Annotated in this window: 13 protein-coding genes; 7 read left to right on the top strand and 6 right to left on the bottom strand. The window is 62.9% G+C overall.

All coding sequences use genetic code 11. The features are described 5' to 3' along the window. Positions 1-141: 141 nt before the first annotated feature. The 3 genes from ACOJTD_RS06535 to ACOJTD_RS06525 all read right to left on the bottom strand — a co-directional run bounded on the left by ACOJTD_RS06535 (position 142) and on the right by ACOJTD_RS06525 (position 4,488). Positions 142-1,629 carry a radical SAM/SPASM domain-containing protein gene (locus ACOJTD_RS06535; protein WP_420132114.1) on the bottom strand — a complete coding sequence of 496 codons (1,488 nt, stop codon included), beginning with the start codon at positions 1,627-1,629 and terminating at the stop codon, positions 142-144. Between the two features lie 194 nt (positions 1,630-1,823). Further along, entirely contained in the window at positions 1,824-2,957 is a 1,134-nt protein-coding gene (wecB, locus tag ACOJTD_RS06530; RefSeq protein ID WP_420132113.1) for a non-hydrolyzing UDP-N-acetylglucosamine 2-epimerase, read from the bottom strand. 1 nt (position 2,958) lies between these two features. Then, entirely contained in the window at positions 2,959-4,488 is a 1,530-nt protein-coding gene (locus tag ACOJTD_RS06525) for a hypothetical protein (RefSeq protein ID WP_420132112.1), read from the bottom strand. Between the two features lie 532 nt (positions 4,489-5,020). On the opposite strand from ACOJTD_RS06525, the gene ACOJTD_RS06520 reads away from it, so the two are divergent. From ACOJTD_RS06520 to ACOJTD_RS06490, 7 genes are all read left to right on the top strand, one after another. Beyond that, positions 5,021-6,259 carry a class I SAM-dependent methyltransferase gene (locus ACOJTD_RS06520; RefSeq protein ID WP_420132111.1) on the top strand — a complete coding sequence of 413 codons (1,239 nt, stop codon included), beginning with the start codon at positions 5,021-5,023 and terminating at the stop codon, positions 6,257-6,259. A 24-nt stretch (positions 6,260-6,283) separates the two neighbouring features. Continuing rightward, positions 6,284-7,264 (top strand): GDP-mannose 4,6-dehydratase, encoded by a 981-nt coding sequence (gmd, locus tag ACOJTD_RS06515; RefSeq protein ID WP_420132110.1) that lies wholly within the window; start codon positions 6,284-6,286, stop codon positions 7,262-7,264. Positions 7,265-7,276: 12 nt separating this feature from the next. Then, the gene (locus ACOJTD_RS06510; RefSeq protein WP_420132109.1) at positions 7,277-8,254 is read left to right on the top strand and encodes a GDP-mannose 4,6-dehydratase; all 978 of its coding nucleotides are present in this window, start codon (positions 7,277-7,279) and stop codon (positions 8,252-8,254) included. 222 nt (positions 8,255-8,476) lie between these two features. Then, positions 8,477-11,917, top strand: coding sequence for a glycosyltransferase (locus ACOJTD_RS06505; RefSeq protein WP_420132108.1), 3,441 nt, complete (start codon positions 8,477-8,479; stop codon positions 11,915-11,917). A gap of 39 nt (positions 11,918-11,956) precedes the next feature. Continuing rightward, positions 11,957-13,333: a phenylacetate--CoA ligase family protein gene (locus ACOJTD_RS06500; RefSeq protein ID WP_420132107.1), complete on the top strand. Its 1,377-nt coding sequence runs from the start codon at positions 11,957-11,959 to the stop codon at positions 13,331-13,333. Positions 13,334-13,371: 38 nt separating this feature from the next. Continuing rightward, positions 13,372-14,559: a right-handed parallel beta-helix repeat-containing protein gene (locus ACOJTD_RS06495; RefSeq protein ID WP_420132106.1), complete on the top strand. Its 1,188-nt coding sequence runs from the start codon at positions 13,372-13,374 to the stop codon at positions 14,557-14,559. Next, positions 14,559-15,284, top strand: coding sequence for a hypothetical protein (locus tag ACOJTD_RS06490; protein WP_420132105.1), 726 nt, complete (start codon positions 14,559-14,561; stop codon positions 15,282-15,284). Before ACOJTD_RS06495 ends, ACOJTD_RS06490 begins: the two co-directional genes overlap by 1 nt. A gap of 68 nt (positions 15,285-15,352) precedes the next feature. Here the strand turns inward: ACOJTD_RS06490 and ACOJTD_RS06485 are convergent, their stop codons facing one another. The 3 genes from ACOJTD_RS06485 to ACOJTD_RS06475 form a co-directional block, all read right to left on the bottom strand. Next, positions 15,353-16,333, bottom strand: a complete 981-nt coding sequence (locus tag ACOJTD_RS06485; RefSeq protein WP_420132104.1) for a glycosyltransferase — start codon at positions 16,331-16,333, stop codon at positions 15,353-15,355. Positions 16,334-16,593: 260 nt separating this feature from the next. Continuing rightward, positions 16,594-17,328, bottom strand: coding sequence for an ABC transporter ATP-binding protein (locus ACOJTD_RS06480; protein ID WP_420132103.1), 735 nt, complete (start codon positions 17,326-17,328; stop codon positions 16,594-16,596). A 19-nt stretch (positions 17,329-17,347) separates the two neighbouring features. Continuing rightward, on the bottom strand, positions 17,348-17,883 hold a 536-nt coding region (locus tag ACOJTD_RS06475; RefSeq protein WP_420132102.1), incomplete at its 5' end, for an ABC transporter permease.

Below are 17,883 nucleotides of genomic sequence, written 5' to 3'. Positions count from 1 at the left end.
TGCCTTAGCGAAACTCGCTGGCGTTGGGAAGGAGGTTCGTGGCTCAGGCGCACGCGATAGCGCGCCCAAGGCCAAGGGCGCGCCTTTGATCACGCTGGAAAATTTCAGAAACAAGGCCGCCCGGAGAGGCGGCCCTGCTCGCTAGATGACCGGCGCCGGCCGCTCGTTGACAGGGGCGTCCTTGCTGATCGCCTTCTGCTGGAACGGGCACGTTACGCCGGCGCAAAGCGGGTCGACCACTCCGGCTTTGATATTGCGGCGTAGCCGTCGATATTCCTGTCCGTTCCAGAGTTCGGCACCGGAGTTGTAATCGGCGAGCTTGGCAAGCGGCGGCGCCCAGCAGCAGGTGTAGGCGTCGCCCGCGGCAGTTACCATCAGCCAGCGCCAGGGATGCGGGCACTCGTGGTATTCGCCGACTTCGACGTCCGCCGCGATCACGAGTTCATCGTCGACCAGACCGACGAACGGCGCGTCCAGAATGTATCGAACGCCACGGCGCTTCGCCCTGCGGATGGCGTCGTTCAAAGCGGCCCGACACTCTTCCGGATCGTTTTCGATCAGCGCCTCATTGTAATCGAAGACGAAGTCCGGCTTCTCAACTCTCCAGGCATGGAGAGGATTTTCGTGCAGATGCCGGAATTCGACGGTGTCGACACCGAGGTCGGCCGCGAGCTCGGAGAGCAACGGCACCTCAGTGATGTTCGCTCGTGTCACCGCCATATTCATGCGGATTTCCAGCTTAGCATCCTTTCGCTTTGCGCGCTCCGCGACGAGAGCCTGAACGTTGCGAATGACCTTCTCGTAGCTGCCGCCACGCATTCTCTCGTAGCCGTCCGGCGTCGCCGCATCCATGGAGATGCTGAGCACGCGAACGTTGCGGCTCAGAATCTTGTCGATCCACTGCGGCGACAACAGCAGACCGTTGGTGATCATTTCGATGCTGTTGTCGGCCTTGGCCGAAATATCGTCGATGATCTCCGGGAGCTGCTTGTTCAGAAGCGGTTCGCCATAGCCGAGCAACAGTACCATCTGCGCCGAATAGGCGAGGGGCATCAGCTTCTCGAGCGACGGATCGGGAAGATCAATCAGGTCCTTGTTGTTGTCGCCTTCCTGCTCGTGATGCTTCAGACAGATCACGCAGCGCAGATTGCACCGGTCGGTAACGCCGATCATGTAGACGATTGGCGTGTTGTCGCAGACCTCGGGGCGTGCGGCGATCGCGGCCTGGGTCTTCTTGTAGTTGATGACCACGGGATCGCTCTCGACGGAGATCCTGTGGACTTTCAATCCTAGAGCGCGCTGATCCTCGTAGAAACCCGCCAACCTTTCGATCGACAGGGTAAGCGAAGCGATGCCCGAATTGTGTGAGGCCACTTCCGATACCGGAATCAGCAGCGAGTTGTAGCCGGGGTACAACTGATACGCTCGATGACCAACAATGAGTTCAGGAATCGGGGAGCTCAGCGCGGGATACGAATACTCCACGATGATGATATCGTCCTCGCCCGAGGTCGAGACGTCGAGCGTTGCCGCGGTCGACATCCAGGCGAATGAGCCGCCCTCTGCATACTCAGTCGGATACCACCCAGCACCATAACTAATCTGCGAACGTGGGGTCCCGAGCTGCATGATGCTTTCCGTCTTCGAGTAAGATTCGACAGTGCTGAAGATCACTGCAAGGCGGCCGCATTCATCGGCCGAAAAATGAAAAATCTAGACACATTCAATAACATTGCGAGGCAGGGCGAAGCAAGGTTGGACGCGGAAGTGCCCCCGATACTTTGCTGCTCGATTGCCGCAGGTGTCTTTTTTGAAGCCTCTGCTCAGGCCGCAGCAACAGTTCCAAGGATCGCCTCGACGATCCGAACGCTTGCGTCCCCGCTTCCGTAAGGATTGATTTTCGTGTTCAAGTTGTGAGGCGCCTGCTGCAAGTACGCTTCCGCCCTTCGGACGATCAGTTCCTCATCGGCGCCGACCAGCTCGGCGAAGCCGGCGTCGATGCCTTCCTGGCGTTCGGTGGTCTTGCGCAGGATTAGCACGGGAACTCCGAAACTCGGAGCTTCTTCCTGGATGCCGCCCGAGTCCGACAGGGCCAGCACCGCGCGGGCCAGCAGGAAGATGAAGTCGATATAGCCCAGCGGTTCGAGCAGGCGGATGTTCTGCACTCCGCCGAGCAGCGGCATCACTTGCTCGCGCACATTCGGATTGAGGTGTACGGGGAACACGAAACGGACGGCGGGGTGAGCCAGCGCGATGCGGCGGATTGCGCGGCAGATCGCCGCCAGGTCGTCGCCGAAGCTTTCGCGGCGATGGCAGGTGATCAGGACGAGATCTCCCGGCTCGCCGCCGATGGCGCGGATGTCGGCGGACACCAGTTCGGCGCCGGCGGGCGTATCGAGGCGGGCTTTCAGCGCCAGCAGAGCGTCGACCACGGTATTGCCGGTGATGTGGATCTGCGCCGGATCGATGCCCTCGCGCAGCAACGCATCGGCGGCGCGCTGCGTCGGCGCGAAGTGTAGGTCGGCGAGCGCGCCGATCAGCTTGCGATTGCCTTCCTCCGGGAAGGGATTGTAGCGGCGATAGGAGCGAAGCCCCGCCTCGACATGGCCGACCGGAACGCGCTGATAGAATGCCGCCAGAGCGCCGGCGAAGGCCGTGGTGGTATCACCTTGCACCAGCACCAGGTCCGGCTTGAATGTGCGGATCGTCCCGGCGAGGCCGGTGATCAGCAGAGCGGCCAATTCCGAGAGATCCTGGTTGGGACGCATCGCCGCGAGATCTTCGTCGGGCACGAGATCGAACGCCGTCAGCGTTTGCTGCAGCATCTCGCGATGCTGGCCGGTGACGCAGACGAAGGTTTCGAACTCTGCGGGGCGCCGCCGCAGTTCGGTGACGACCGGGGCGAGCTTGATGCATTCCGGCCGCGTGCCGAAAACGACGAGAACCTTGCGGGGCATGCTAGGCCGCCTGAGTGCTGCCGCGGAACGCGATCGAGAGAGGAAGATCGGTGGTGCGGGGGCCGGTGAGCGAGAATGTGTCGGTGTCCGGGTCGAATGCAATCACCGCGCGCGCCTTGTCCCGCATGAAATCGAGGCACGTGTCCTCATTGACGAACAGCAACGGCTCGTCGGACCGGCCGCATTCCTCGGCGATCGTGGTCAGAAAGTCCCGATGGGCCGACAGCCGCTCCTCTTCGCTCTGCCAGCCATAGGCATAGCGCTCCGAGAACGGGTGATCGAGGAAGCCGAAGAATTGCGAAGCCGCCTTGGCGGTCCGGAAAGCCTGTTTGAAGATCCGCAGGCGGTCACCGTTAGTCAGCATGCAATCGCCGTGCAGCATGCAGGCCTGGCTGTGCGATACGAAGCCGTCCGGGCTGTACGGCGCTTCGCCGCCGCGCGCCATCAGATATTCGGGATCGTTGGCGATGATGCCGCCGACGAAGCCGTCGAGCCCGGCGCGGGCGAGCGCCGCTGGTACATAGCTCGGGTTCTGGTGAAACGGCGAGACGGCATAGCGGACAGTCAGTCCGGGTAGCCGTTGTTCGAGCCACGCTTTGGAGCCCCTGGCTTCCGCTTCCGCGGCGTCGGCTGTGCCGCCCCAGCGCGGCGCGTGGGTGACCGAGTGCGACAGGATCGAGCCGCCGGCCTTGTTCAAGTCATGCAGCAGCGCGAGATGCTCGGGGCGTTCCGGCTGATCGGTCTTGATCGCCAGCGACAGCGGGCGCTGCATCTGTCGATACAACTCGAACAGCGGACGCGCCGACGCAATATCTTCGTCACAATCCAGCCGCATGGTCACAGCGGCGGAGGTGGCGTGGGGGATGTCGCGCAGATGTGGCCGGCAGGGCAACTGGTCGTGACGGTAGTGTGACACGAAGGTCTCGATCACTTGCCAATCGGCGCCGTCGACCGGACCGACCGCACGTGCATGCCATAGCACGGCCGATGTCGGCAGATCGCGCACGGTCGCGATGGCGCCGACCGGGGTGTTGTCGACGTTCAGCGTGGCCACGATGGTAGCGGTGACCGGGTGAGCTGTGACCGCAACGGACCACGGACCATCGCCAATTCCGGTGCGGCCGTAGCCGAGGTTGTTCCATTCGTCGGCGAAGTCGAAGCGGCACAAGTGCCGCTCGCGAAGCGGCGACGCGGCGCCGAGGCCATTGTCGGCATAGCGAATCGCGCCGGCGCTTTCGCTCGTGTGGTAGGGGGCCGCGGGAGCGCACTCCGCGGCTGCCGCAAGAGCCGGATCAATCGCGGACGTGGTGATGCCGGCGAGATGCGCAAAAGCCGGGCCGAGCGAGCCGAACAGAATCAGCTTGGCGCCGCGCTCCAGCAGCGCCGTGGCTTCGTCGATCAGGTTGTCGTCGGGCGACACCGCAAGCGCCACGCTGCCCGCCGCAACTGCCGACAGCGAGCCCCGCGCAATGCGAATCTGGCCCCGCGTGAAGCTGCGCACCATGGCCCGCGAGACGATTTCCTCTTCCATGGCCATCCCGGGGCCGAACAGGCAATGGATCATGGTGCTTCTAGTAACTCGCGCTTGCGCAGGGTGAGGAGACGGTGGGAGCCGTGCGGCAATGAATGCGATTTCCTCCTGATTGGCAACCTAGTAAGGCCCGGCGCTGGTTGCGTTCGATCGCGCCGGTGATCATGGCTACACAACCGGAATCTCCACCACACCAGGTAAGAGGCAGTGGAGCGTGACACTGAGCACATTTCATGTTCGGATGAATTCAGATACAATAAGAAATGTAACGTAGTTCCCCCGTACCAGCGGTTCCGCGGTTCGAAGCCAATGGCTTCGCTCTGCTCTGACGCGAGTCGGTGCGCCGCCGCATCAACCACGCGAAATCCCTTGGTATCTCTGCTAACGTGCTGAATTCGTTTGGTGTTTATAATCCGTCCCAAGCCTTGTATCGAGCGCTCAGAAGCTATATCAATCGCCCCCGTTCCATTCCCCGACGGCATAATCGATTAGTTCGGAGTTTCGAGGACCCGCGTTTGCAGGAGGAGTTTACGTGACCGTGAGTTATCGAAAGATCGACAAGTGCCGGATCTCGGGAAGTGAAAATCTCGTGTCGGTCCTCAACCTCGGTAAGCAGGTGCTCACCGGGGTGTTCCCGAAGTCGGTCGACGAAAATATCACGTCGGGGCCACTCGAGCTGGTCTGGTGCTCGGATAGCGGACTGCTGCAGCTCGCGCATTCGTACGACGCCAGCGAGATGTACGGCGAGAATTACGGCTACCGGTCGGGCCTGAACCAGTCGATGGTTCGGCATCTGGTGCAGAAGATTCACGGCCTCGAAAAGCTGGCCGGCCTGCAGCCGGGCGACGTGGTGGTCGACATCGGCTCGAACGACGCGACCTCGCTGTCCGCCTATCAGACGCCGTCGCTGAAGCGGATCGGTATCGATCCGACCGGCAACAAGTTCCGGCAGTACTATAAAGGCGATATCACGCTGGTTCCGGACTTCTTCTCCGCCGATGCGTTCCGCTCGGTCGGGACCAAGCCGGCCCGGATCATCACCTCGATCGCCATGTTCTACGATCTGGAGTCGCCGATCAGCTTCGCGCGCCAGGTCGCCGACAGCCTCGCCGACGACGGCATCTGGCATTTCGAGCAGAGCTATATGCCCTCGATGCTGCGGATGTGCAGCTACGACACGATCTGCCACGAGCATCTCGAATATTATTCGCTCGACGTCGTGAAAAAGATTCTCGATGCCGTCGATATGAAGATCGTCGATGTTCAGATGAACGCCGTGAACGGCGGCAGCTTTGCTGTCACGGCAGCGAAGCGCGGCAATCCGATCCGCTGCAACACTGCGGTCATCGAGTGGCTGCTCGGCCAGGAAGAGCGGATGGGGCTCGGTACGGTGCGTCCGTTCCGTGACTTCGAGGAGCGCGTGTATCGTCACCGCTCGGATCTCACCCGTCTGCTGCGTTCGCTGGTCGCCGACGGCAAGAAGATCATCGGCTACGGCGCGTCCACCAAGGGCAACGTGGTGCTGCAGTTCTGCGGCATCACCAGCAAGGACGTGGTGGCGATCGCCGAAGTGAATCCGGACAAATTCGGGGCCTACACGCCCGGCTCGCACATCCCGATCATTTCGGAAGCCGAAGCCAAGGCGATGAAGCCCGATTACTTCCTCGTGCTGCCCTGGCACTTCAAGGAAGGCATCGTTGCGCGCGAGCAGGAATTTTTGAACAGCGGGGGCAAGATGATCTTCCCGTTCCCCGAAATCGAAATTCTTTAATTCTCCTGCGAACAGGGCCTCTTTATGAAGCGAGCACTCATTACCGGCGTGACCGGTCAGGACGGTGCCTATCTGGCGCAGTTTCTCCTCAGCAAGGGATATGAAGTTCACGGCCTGATGCGTCGGAGCAGCGCGGCCGAAGTCGTCGACGCCAAGCTCCGCTGGCTCAACATTCACAACGATATCCGCGAGGTCGACGGTAATCTTATCGACCTGTCGTCGCTCATCCGCATCATTCGCGATGTGAAGCCGGACGAAGTTTACAATCTCGGTGCGCAGTCGTTCGTGAAGGCGTCGTGGAATCAGCCGTTGCTGACCGGTCAGGTCACCGGTCTCGGCGCTGCGAACGTTCTCGAGGCGATCCGTCTGGAGCGGCCCGAGGCGCGGTTCTATCAGGCGTCGTCGTCCGAGATGTACGGCCTGATCCAGGAAGACATGCAGTCGGAGAAGACGCCGTTCTATCCGCGTTCGCCCTACGCGGTGGCCAAGCTCTACGCCCACTGGATGACGGTGAACTACCGCGAGAGCTACGGCATGCACGCCAGCAGCGGTATTTTGTTCAATCACGAGTCGCCGCTGCGTGGCATTGAGTTCGTCACCCGCAAGGTGACGGACGGCGTGGCGCGCATCAAGCTGGGCCTTTCCAAGGAGCTCCGTCTCGGCAACATCGACGCCAAGCGCGATTGGGGGCACTCCAAGGAATATGTCCAGGCGATGTGGCTGATGCTGCAGCAGGACAAGCCCGACGACTACGTGATCGCCACCGGTCGGACCACGACGGTCCGCGATATGTGCCGGATCGCGTTCTCCTATGTCGGCCTCGACATGGACGCCCATCTCAAGATCGATCCGGCGTTGTTCCGTCCTGCCGAAGTGGATGTGCTTTTCGGCAATCCGGCCAAGGCCAAGGCGAAGCTCGGCTGGGAAGCGAAGATCACCCTCGAGGAGATGATCCAAGAGATGGTCGATGCGGATCTCGCCCGCCTTCGCGACGCGCGGACCTGACGGACAAATTCAGTGACGCAGGTGGGGGCGGCGAAGGTCCTGGTGACCGGTGGAGGGGGGTTCGTCGGCCAGTGGGTCGTCGAGGCCTTGCAGCGCGCGCTGCCGGCCGACGGCGAGATATTGGTCGCCGACCGCGCTCAGCCTAATGCGATGGTCGGCAATGTCTGCTCGATGGCGCTCGACGTCACCGATGCGGACGCTGTCGGCGAGCTGCTTCGCCGCGAACGCCCCACACACATCCTGCACCTTGCGGCGATCTCGGCGGTCACTGACGCGTCGCGCGACACGCGGGGCGCCTGGGCGGTCAATTTCGGCGGGACATTCAACATCGCCCTGGCGGTGGACGAGTTCTGCCCGGAAACGCGGATCGTTCATTGTAGCAGCGCCGAGGTCTACGGCGCGACCTTCAACAAGGGTGTCGCCGTCGACGAGACGGCGATGCTCGATCCGACCAACGCCTACGGCGCCGCCAAGGCCGCCGCCGACATCATGCTGGGGCAGATGGCGCGGCTGAGATTGCGGGCGATCCGGATGCGCCCGTTCAACCATACCGGTCCGGGCCAGACCGAGAAATTCGTGGTGCCGGCATTCGCTTCGCAGATCGCCCGGATCGAGCGCGGCGAGCAGGAACCTGTCATCGATGTCGGTGACATCGATACGAAGCGGGACTTTCTGGATGTCCGCGACGTTGCCGACGCGTACGTCAGGGCTTTGCTCCAGTTCGAAAGTCTCCCGCAGGGCTGCGCCATCAATGTCGCTTCCGGTCATGCGCGGACTGTCCGCAGCGTGCTCGAACTGATGCTGGCGCAGTCGCCCGTTCGGATCGAGGTGCGGTCGGACCCGAGCCGCGTCCGGCCGAACGACACGCCCCTGATCGTCGGCAATGCCGACCGCGCCAAACAGTTACTGGGCTGGGAGCCGCGCTGGGCGTGGGAGGACACGATTCTGAACGTGCTCAATCATTGGCGCGAGAGAGTCGCATCCGGTTAGTCTCCGACCGGGATGGTTTGTGTTCCGAAAAAGCAGTGCTAGAAGCATTTGACGTTCGGCGAAGCAGGGATCAGTTCGGGCAGTTCGCGGGTGAATGGGTCTTCTTTCGGTCCGTTGCAGACGGAGCCGGGAACTACCTGAATCGCTCCGAGCAAGCTCCGAAAGAGCCCGATGGATCCACCCCGATCCTGTTTTCCCTCGCGATGGAATCGTGCTCGAAAGATGGCCAATAAAGTCTTCCTGTTCGCCGATCATACGTCCATCTCCGAAGCCAATTCCGGTGTCCAGCGGGTCGTGCGCGGACTGGCCAGCGCGTTGCGGCGGCGTCCGATGGACGTGGTGCTCGTCGGCTGGTCGGCGGAAGACGGCGCGCTGATCGAGCTCGATTCCGGACGGCAGGCGCATCTCGCCAAGCATCATGGCCCGGCTCTGCAGGAGCCCGTGGCGGCCAACGTTCCGCTGCATCTCGCGCCTCACGCGCCCGATCTCGGCGAGAGCTGGCTGATCATTCCGGAAGTCACGCATCTGACCTATCAGGCCAGGCCGGCGACGCTCGAAATCCTGCTCTATGCCCGGCGCTTCCGGATGCGCACCGCGGCGATCGTCTACGATCTGATCCCGCTGAAGCGTCCCGAATTCGCCGATATCAAGCAGACGCATTCCGAATATCTGCAGCACCTGTTCTTCGCCGACGTGCTGATCCCGATCAGTGAATCCGCCGGGCGTGACCTCGATCATTTCTATCGCAACACCGCGCCTGAACTGGTCGGCCGCGCACCGCTGATCCGCCCGCTGAAGTTGCCCTATGAACTTGCCAGCATCGAGCGCTCGGCCTTTGCCGAGCGGGACGGTTCGGACCTGATCCTGTCGGTCGGCACCGTCGAGCCGCGCAAGAACCAGGTCGCGCTGATCCGCGCGTTCGGCAAGGTACAGGAGCGCCGTCCAGAGCTTTCCCTGCGCTTGAAGATCGTCGGCAACGTTCATCCGATCGTACGGGCCGAGGTCGATGCGCTGTCGGCCGAGGTGGCGGGTGTCGAGCTGCTGAACTACGTCCCTGAGCCGGACCTGCACGCCTTGTATCAGGAGGCGCTGTTCACGGTGTTCCCCTCCGTGGAGGAGGGCTACGGATTGCCGATCGCCGAGAGCTTGTGGCTCGGCGTGCCGTGTCTGTGCGCAAATTTCGGATCGATGCACGAGGTTGCTGCGGGTGGCGGCACGGTGGTCGTCGATACCAACGACGAAGCCGCGCTGACCGACGCAATCGAGCGGCTGGCCGTCGACCGTGAGCTACGTGCCACGCTGCGCCGTGAGGCGACCGAACGCGAACTCTCGGGCTGGGCCGATTATGCCGAGGCGTTCCTCGGGCTGATGCGCGTGGCGCCCGGTATCCCGCACGCCTACTACTGGGTGAATTCGACCGTGAGCTATCACGGCAATTCGGGCGTCCAGCGCGTCGTCCGGCAGCTCGGTTCGGCGCTCGAGCGGCTCGGCGTGTCGCTCGATTTCGTCAAATGGAATCGCGAGGGCCAGTCCTTCGTCGGGATCACGCCCGAAGAGGCACGGCATCTCGGCCAATGGCACGGCCCCTCGGTCGCGCGGACCGGCGATCCGATCCCGCGAGACCTCGAGGACACCTGGCTGATCGTTCCGGAGCTGGTTCTTCCGGACCCGAACCTGATGCAGGTCATCCTCACCGCGCGCGCGCTGAAGATGAAGATCGCGGTGATCTTCTACGATCTCATTCCGGTCACGCTCACCCATTTGTATTCGCCCGAGGCGCAGCAGGGTTATCACTACTACTTCGAAGTGATGAAGAATGCCGACGTCATCTTCCCGATCTCGCGGACGATGGGCGACGACCTCTGGGCGTACTACTGCAAGCGACTGCCGCGCCTGACCACGATCCGGCAGCGGATCGTGTCGTTGCCGCTCGCCGCCGAAATGCGTCCGCTGGTTCGCAACACCGAGGTGAACCGCAATGTCGGGCCGAAGATCACCGTGCTGATGGTCGGCACCTTCGAGCCGCGCAAGAACCATCTTCCGGCGATCCACGGCTTCCGGCAGGCGCGCAAGGTTCTGCAGGCGAAGAGCTCGCCCATCCAGCTTCAATTGAAGCTGGTGGGTTCGACCCGGGACCACGAGCAATACGCCCGCGATCTCGTCGCCGAGGTGTCCAAAGAGTCCGACATCACCGTGGTCGATCTGCCGGGCGACGAGGATCTGGCGAAGTTCTACGCCGAATGCGACTTCACGATCTTTCCGTCACAGCTCGAAGGCTTTGGCCTGCCGGTGGTGGAGAGCCTGTGGCACGGTCGTCCGTGCATCTGCAGCGACAAGGGCGCGGTCGCCGAGATCGCCCATGGTGGCGGCTGCGTGCTGATCGACGCGCAGGACGGCGACATGCTCGGCGAGAAGATCGCCTGGCTGGCGGAAAACCACGAGGCGCGCTGGCGACTCGGTGAGGAGGCCGTAGCGCGCGTGCTCCCGACCTGGGAAGATTACGCGCTGGAGATGTCGTGGCATCTGCACGACCGGACGCCGACCTTCCTCAACGCGTTCGAGCGCCATTTGCCGGCGCTGCGTCCGCAGACCGTCGAGCGCCCGCGCCGCGAGTTCAAGCTGTCGGTCTGCATCTCGACCTACAACCGCGCCGAATGGCTGCGGCACAGCCTGCCGATGTTGCTGGCGAGCGCCAAGGCGGCAGGCCCCGAGGTCGAGGTGCTGGTGGTCGACAACACCTCGACCGACCACACGCCGCAGATCGTCGAGCCGTATCTCGACAATCCGAGCTTCCGCTACATCCGCAACCCGGTGAATGTCGGCATGCTCGGCAACCTCGCGGTCACGGCGAAGGCCGCGCGCGGCGATTACGTCTGGATCGTCGGCGACGACGACCTGACCCGGAGCGGCGTGGTGCCGCGGATCTTGCAGGTTATCAACGCGCATCCGTCGGTCGAGCTGGTTTACCTGAACTATTCCTACACGCATTTCGACAAGCCCGAGCAGCTGTCGAACATCGACGAGATCGTGCTGAAGTCGATTCCGATAGCGCCCTCGACGCCGAGCCATTTCTCCAACGAGATACGCTCGTTCGCGGCGTTCAACGAGAACCTGTTCACCGCGATCTACGCCTGCGTGTTCCGCAAGGATCATGCGGTCGCAGCCTACACGCAGGACACGTCCGGTCCGCCGTTCTCGAACCTGATGACCTGCATCCCGACGTCGGACTACGTGCTGCGCCACATGATCAACCGGCCCGGCTACTGGATCGGCGACCCCTATGTGATCGTCAATATGAACGTGTCGTGGTTGCGATGGGCGCTGATCTGGCACCTCGAACGGATGCCGGACCTGTTCGATCTCGCCGAGACGCAGGGTGTCTCGGCCGAGCAGATCGCGCCGTATCGTGCCAACCACAGTGCCGACACGCCGACCTGGTCACGTCATGTGTATTTCGGCGCCGACACCGAGCTTGCCCCGATGTTCTCGATGGCGCGGCTGCTGGAGCGCTGCAAGCACATCCCGGGTTTCCAGCAACATCTGCCCGATCTGTTCGACGTGTACTCGCGCGCGTATCTGAACGATCGTGTCGTGGTCGACGATCTGTCGCCGCGGCAGATGTTCGAGGAGTTCGGGTTGATCGAAAAGATCGTCCGTCACTAGAGCGCTGGAAAGCAGCCGTAGCGAAGAAGCGATAGAGACATGCTGCTGCCCTATCTCAGTTCCCGTATGATTTTCCCGCTGGCGGAGAAGCTCTCCGTGCGGGATGTCAGAAGCCGCGTCCGCGCCATCAATCGCGATCTCGCGACTCCGTGGGCCGAGCGCGAGCAGCGCAACCGCCTGCGCCTCGCCCAGATCGTGCAGTGGGCGCAGCACGAGATCCCGTTCTACCGCGATCTGTTTTCCCGGCTCCGCTTCGACCCGGTGAAGATCCTGCGGGACATCCGTTACCTCAACAACATCCCGGTGTTGACCAAGGCCGATCTGCTCGAAGCCGGCGACCGGATCGTGCATCCGGATGCGAAGCTGCACCTGAACATGCAAATGAGCCGGACCAACGGTTCGACCGGCGCGTCGCTGCCGGTGTATTTCAGTCCCGCGGCGAAGGACGAATCCGCGGCCGTGACCCGGATCAGCCAGGAATGGGTCGGCTTCGGTCCCTCGGATCAGCAGCTGCACATTTCCTCGGAACTGCCCGGCGAAGTGCCGCGTGGCGCGCTGCGCGAGGAGTGGTGGCGCCGGGCCGCGACCAACCGGATCAGCGTCGAGTGCGCGTCCTGGTCCGACGAAAATCTGCAGGCGCTCTGGAAGAGCATTGAGCGCCATCGGCCCTTCCTGGTTCAGGGCCATCCGTCGACGCTGTTTCACCTCGCCAACTTCGTCAAGGATCGCGGGCTGCCGGCCACCGGCAAGTTCAAGGTTTTCGTCTCGACCGGCGAGCGCTTGGGCGAAGGTCACCGTGCGACGATCGAAGCCGTGTTCGGATGCCGCGTCGCCAACCGTTACGGCAACGCCGAATTCGGCATCGTTGCGCATGAGCGGTTCTCTCCGCCCGCCGACGAATCCGGGACCGAGTCCGATGTCTCGCCGGCGGATGCGACCGCCCGGCACTATCTGCAGATCATGGACCCGTGCGTGTGGGTCGAGACGCTGCCGTCGACTTCGGGCGTGAGCGGCCCTCTGGTGGTGACCTCGCTGGTCAACTACGCGGCCCCGCTGATCCGCTACGCGACCGGCGACGAGAGCCGGGTGATCAAGGGGCGCGCCGGCGTCTATCTCGAGGGCGTCGAAGGCCGCGTGCACGACGTCGTGCTGATCAACGGCGTTCGCTATTCGACCAGCTTCGTGCAGGACGTGCTGTCGAGGCACATGCTGGTCACCGACTTTCAGTTCGTCCGACGCGGCGAGGAATCGCTGGAGTTGAGGCTGGCGCTCCACAACGCCCGCGACGAAGCCGCTGTCCGCGGCCATGTCGAGCAGATCTTCGGGCCGGGCGCTGTCGCGCTGGGCTTCGTCTCTCGTTCGCAGTTCATCCGCGTCGGCCGTCAGCAGAAATTTCGCTACGTCGTCGACGTCTAGTTCGCGCGGAGCGCGTACAGCTTCGTGCAGGAGTGAGGATGAGTACCCAGTTCGATCTCGGAAGATACCAGATCATCGCCGACGGCTACACCGAAGCCGGCGGCTTGCTGAACCGCGCGATCCGCGAGCTGCCGTCGCAGGGCGGCACCATCGCGCTCGGTCCCGGTGATTACCGGCTCGAAGAGCCGATCCAGATTCAGCGCAACAACGTGACGCTGATCGGAGCCGGGCGCGAGGCGACCCGGCTGCTGGTCGATAACGACCTCGGCTGCGGCGTGATGGTGGGCAGCGTAAATGCGCGCGCGTCTCGGATTTCGATCGCGGATCTGACCGTCAATACCTCGCACCCGCTCTCGACCGGCTGCGGCGTGCAATTCAACGGCGCGTACGACGTCAAGATGTGGCGCTGCCTGATCGCCAACATGAACTGCGGAATCGAGGTGCTGAATTCGAGCTTCGTCTATCTGACGGACCTCGAGATCATCGATCCGCGCGCCCATGAAGGCGTCGGCGTTCTGGTCCATGGCGACCGGGTCCACAACGACCAGTATCTGACCCGCGTTTTCGTGCAGTGCCCGGGCGCTTCGGAGCCCTGCGAGGTCGGTTTTAGGATCGCGAATTCACAGGGCATCTGGGTGAATTCATGCGGCGCCTATCACTGCGGCACCGGCCTGCATCTGGTTGCGACGCCCGACCGCTGGCTCGAGCACGTGTTCCTCTCGAACAATGCGATGGACAATTGCGTCTCCAGCGGCTTCCGCATCGACTCCTCGCCGTCCGGCTTCGTGCGGCGAGTGCAGTCGACCGGGGACTGGTCGAGCTCGAACCGGGGCTCCGGCATCCTGGTCATCGATCATTACGACGCGGTCCACGACATCGCGTTTCGTGGCGCACGGCTCTACAACAATGGTGAGCACGGCGTTGCCATCCAGGGCGGCAGTCATATTGCGGTCGATGGATCGTCGATCGCCGGTAACGGCCGCCTCGATCCCGCGTCGTCTGGGATCCATGTCGAAAGCTGCAAACTTCTCATGGTCCGCAACAATACGATCGGGGCGTATTCGGGGTTCGGACCGACGCACAATTACGGCATCAGCGGTCTGGATCGCGTCGGCCGGGGGCTGATCTCCGGCAACGTCTTCGAAGCCAGCCGGACGTCGACATTCGACACGCTCAACGACAAGATCTCGATGCATGGCAACCTCGATCTGCAGGGTGTGCAATGATGAATGACGTCGTTCAGATGACGGGCGCCTGCTTCGACGTCGAGACGCAGTCACCGTCCGCCGCCGATGCGCTGGTGCGATGGCTGGAGTTCGGCCGCCGCGAGCAGCCGCGCCGGTCGGCGCAGTTTCGCTTCGGACCGATGGATCTGAAGATTCAGCGCGGCGCGCTGCTGGTCCTGTCGCATTCGAGCCCGCTGCTCAATCACAAGCTGTTCGCCTGCATCGACGGTCGCGAGCGCGCCGCGGCGGGATCGGTCGTGGTGAACGGCGTGGTGTCGTCGGCGGCGCGGATCCGCGGCGCGCTCTCGGACAGCAGCTCGGTTTCCGATGCGCTGATGACCGGGCTGCGGATGCCGGACGGCGATGCCGACGAGGCAAAGCGCCGGATCGAATCCGCTTTCCTGTTTGCCGGAATGCTCGACCTCGCTTACGTCCGCATCAAGGATATTGCCGAGATCGACCGGGCCCGGATCGCGATGACCGCCTGTCTGCTCCGCGACGCCGATCTCTATCTGCTGGATGAGATGGCGCTGCTGTTCGACGCAAGCATGAGCGAGAAGATCCACGCCCGGGCGCAGCTGCTGGCGGCGTCCGGCAAGACCGTCGTGCTGGCGACGAGCGCGCCCGAATGGCTGCGCGATCCGTCTTTCCCGGCGGCCGAGCTGAACATGGGCTTCGCCCAGAATCCGCTGCGGGCTGCAGCGCGGCAGGCCGCGGCCCGCTGATCTCTCGTGCCGAGCTTCGGTCGCGGGCGCCGATGGTCCCGCGGCTCAGGTCCGATCCGGCAGGCCCGCTATTGCGCGTAGGACAGCTCGAGATAATGCCCGAGCAGGTGCATGACGACGTGCGGCCAGGAAAAGTTCGACACCACGTGGTGGCGTAGATCGTTGCTGCGCGGATTGGAGAGCGCGCGCACCAGCGCCGAATTGATCGAAGCCTGATCGTTCGGATCGACGTATTCGGCATATCCTGAAAAATAATCGCGCGTACTGCCCTCGTTGGTGATCACCAGCGGCGCGCCCGAAGCCGCGGCCTCGAGGGCTGCGATGCCCGGCGTCTCCAGCACGCTGGGAAACAGGAAGGCCTCGCAATGCTGGTAAGCCGCTGCGAGGCGGGGGTCGCTCTGGTCGAGATGGCCGACATAGCGGAACGAGTCGCTGGCGGCGTCCTTCACGCAGGACTCGAAATAGTCCTTCTCGCGGATGCGGCCGATGCAGATCAGCGGCAGCCCGACAGACTTCGCGGCGCGGATCGCAGCCAGCTGGTTCTTCCGCCGCTCGATATTGCCGACTGACAGGATGTAGGGCCCGCGGATGTCCGCCCATTCGCGGAACGCGTCGTCCGGGACCGGGGTCATGAATGACATATCGACGCCGTTCGGCACCACTCGGGCCTTCTCGCGCGGAATGCCGGTGTGCCGGCTGAGGTTCTCGATCTCGGCCTTCGAATTGCAGACGATGATGTCGGCGATATCGTAATACTGGCGGATCTGTGCCTGATTGAGGTTCTGGCTGTTGGAGCCGTTGATCCACAGGTTGGGGCTCAGCACGATCTTCGACTGCAGCGACCGAACGTAATCGAGAAAGCCCTCCGCACCGGCGACCATATGGAAGTGGTGGAAGATGCGGGCCTCGCGCAGGCGCGGACGCCAGATATCGTGAAGGATCACTTCACACTCGCCCGGCATGTATTGCTGATATTTGAGAATCTGCATCTCGCCCCCGCCGGGCAATTCCATGGCGTAGGGGTGCACGTTGAAGATGGCTTTGATCATAAGACGTTCAGTCCTGTGGCTGCCGAGTCTTAGCATTATTTGTGGATCGGACAACAGCGGCGGACCGGGGACACTCTGCGCAAACCCTGATTTCGGCAGGCGAAATGGGCGCGGCACAGTGCCGCCACGCGGTTTCGTCACGTCGCCGCGACCTCGTCGCAGCTGGCGCCGCCAGAGGCGTGAGTTTGCGGTCAGGCCTCAGGCCGGGGCGGCTGTTGCGCAAACCTCTCCGGCACGGCAGCCGTGATCGCGGTTCGGTGTCAGGTGGTTGCTGGCTGATACTTCGCCATCACTTCGGCGGGATCGCCGGAGGCCACGATGCGGTGATTCTCGATGAAGAAGGCCTGGTCGCACAGATTGACGATGTCGCCGGCGGAGTGTGACACCAGCACGATGGTGCCGCCATCGGCGCGAAACCGCTTGATGACCTCGCTGCACTTCGCCTGGAATTGATAGTCGCCGACCGCCAGCACTTCGTCGACCAGCAGGATTTCGGGATCGAGCTGCGACACCACCGAGAAACCGAGCCGCGCCAGCATGCCGCTCGAATAGAACCGGATCGGCGTTTCGATGTGCTCGGCCAGTTCGGCGAAGTCGATGATGCTGTCGAGCCGGCGGCGGATCTCGGCGCGGGAGAAGCCGAGCACCACTCCGTAGAGTTCGATGTTCTCGCGGCCGGACAGGTCGGGGTGAAAGCCGGCGCCGAGTTCGAGCAGCGACGACACGCGGCCGTCGACATCGATGCGGCCGCTGTCCGGCTTCATGATGCCGGCGATCAGCCCGAGCAAAGTGCTCTTGCCGGCCCCGTTGCGGCCGACGAAGCCGACCGTCGAGCCGTGCGGAATCTCGAACGAGATGTCGTCCAGCACCAGATGATTGCTGGCGTATTTGGAGAACTGGAAGCCGTTCAGGATGAAGTTCTTGACGCCGCCCGTCAGGAAGGTGCGATCGGCGAAAGTCTTGCGAACATGATCGAACTTGATGGCGCAGCTCATGAGGGGGATTGCTCCAAAGTCAGATCACTTCGGCAAAGCGATCGACCAGCGCGCGGTAGATCAAGATGCCGAATGTCATCGTCACCGCCGCATAGGCGTAGGCGAGGCCGACATTGCCCCACTGCAGAGTGTCCTGCAGGAAGATGCCGCGCCACGCTTCGATCAGCGGCGTCATCGGGTTGAGGTAGATCAGCGCCGCGTATTCCTTCGGCACGCGCTCGATCGGATAGATCACCGGCGACAGGTAGAACATCATGTTCAGGCCGATCGCGAGGATCCGCTCCATGTCGCGGAAGAACAGGTTGCTCGAGGACAGCGCCAGGCCGAGACCGAGCTGCAGCAGGAACTGCGCCGGAGCGATCACGACGATGCCGACCGGAATCGCCCAGCCGAAGTGGATGCCGTACAGGATCAGGAAGGCGATCGTGACCGGGATCGACATCAGATAGTGGAAGGTGTCCTGCAGGTTCAGGGCGATCGGCAGCACGAAGCGCGGAAACACCGACTTCTTGATCAGGCTGCCATTGGCCAGGAACACGCCGCTGGCGCCGATCA

The organism is Rhodopseudomonas sp. (assembly GCF_048594845.1).
GTDB lineage: Bacteria > Pseudomonadota > Alphaproteobacteria > Rhizobiales > Xanthobacteraceae > Rhodopseudomonas.
This window is presented reverse-complemented; position numbering and strand designations above follow the sequence as displayed.

What these genes read in the sequence shown, in the direction of transcription:
- ACOJTD_RS06535 (WP_420132114.1), bottom strand. Translation starts at nt 1,629, where the DNA reads ATGCAGCTCGGGACCCCACGTTCGCAGATTAGTTATGGTGCTGGGTGG.
- ACOJTD_RS06485 (WP_420132104.1), bottom strand. Translation starts at nt 16,333, where the DNA reads ATGATCAAAGCCATCTTCAACGTGCACCCCTACGCCATGGAATTGCCC.
- ACOJTD_RS06505 (WP_420132108.1), top strand. Translation starts at nt 8,477, where the DNA reads ATGGCCAATAAAGTCTTCCTGTTCGCCGATCATACGTCCATCTCCGAA.
- ACOJTD_RS06525 (WP_420132112.1), bottom strand. Translation starts at nt 4,488, where the DNA reads ATGGAAGAGGAAATCGTCTCGCGGGCCATGGTGCGCAGCTTCACGCGG.
- ACOJTD_RS06480 (WP_420132103.1), bottom strand. Translation starts at nt 17,328, where the DNA reads ATGAGCTGCGCCATCAAGTTCGATCATGTTCGCAAGACTTTCGCCGAT.
- ACOJTD_RS06490 (WP_420132105.1), top strand. Translation starts at nt 14,559, where the DNA reads ATGAATGACGTCGTTCAGATGACGGGCGCCTGCTTCGACGTCGAGACG.
- ACOJTD_RS06495 (WP_420132106.1), top strand. Translation starts at nt 13,372, where the DNA reads ATGAGTACCCAGTTCGATCTCGGAAGATACCAGATCATCGCCGACGGC.
- ACOJTD_RS06500 (WP_420132107.1), top strand. Translation starts at nt 11,957, where the DNA reads ATGCTGCTGCCCTATCTCAGTTCCCGTATGATTTTCCCGCTGGCGGAG.
- wecB (WP_420132113.1), bottom strand. Translation starts at nt 2,957, where the DNA reads ATGCCCCGCAAGGTTCTCGTCGTTTTCGGCACGCGGCCGGAATGCATC.
- gmd (WP_420132110.1), top strand. Translation starts at nt 6,284, where the DNA reads ATGAAGCGAGCACTCATTACCGGCGTGACCGGTCAGGACGGTGCCTAT.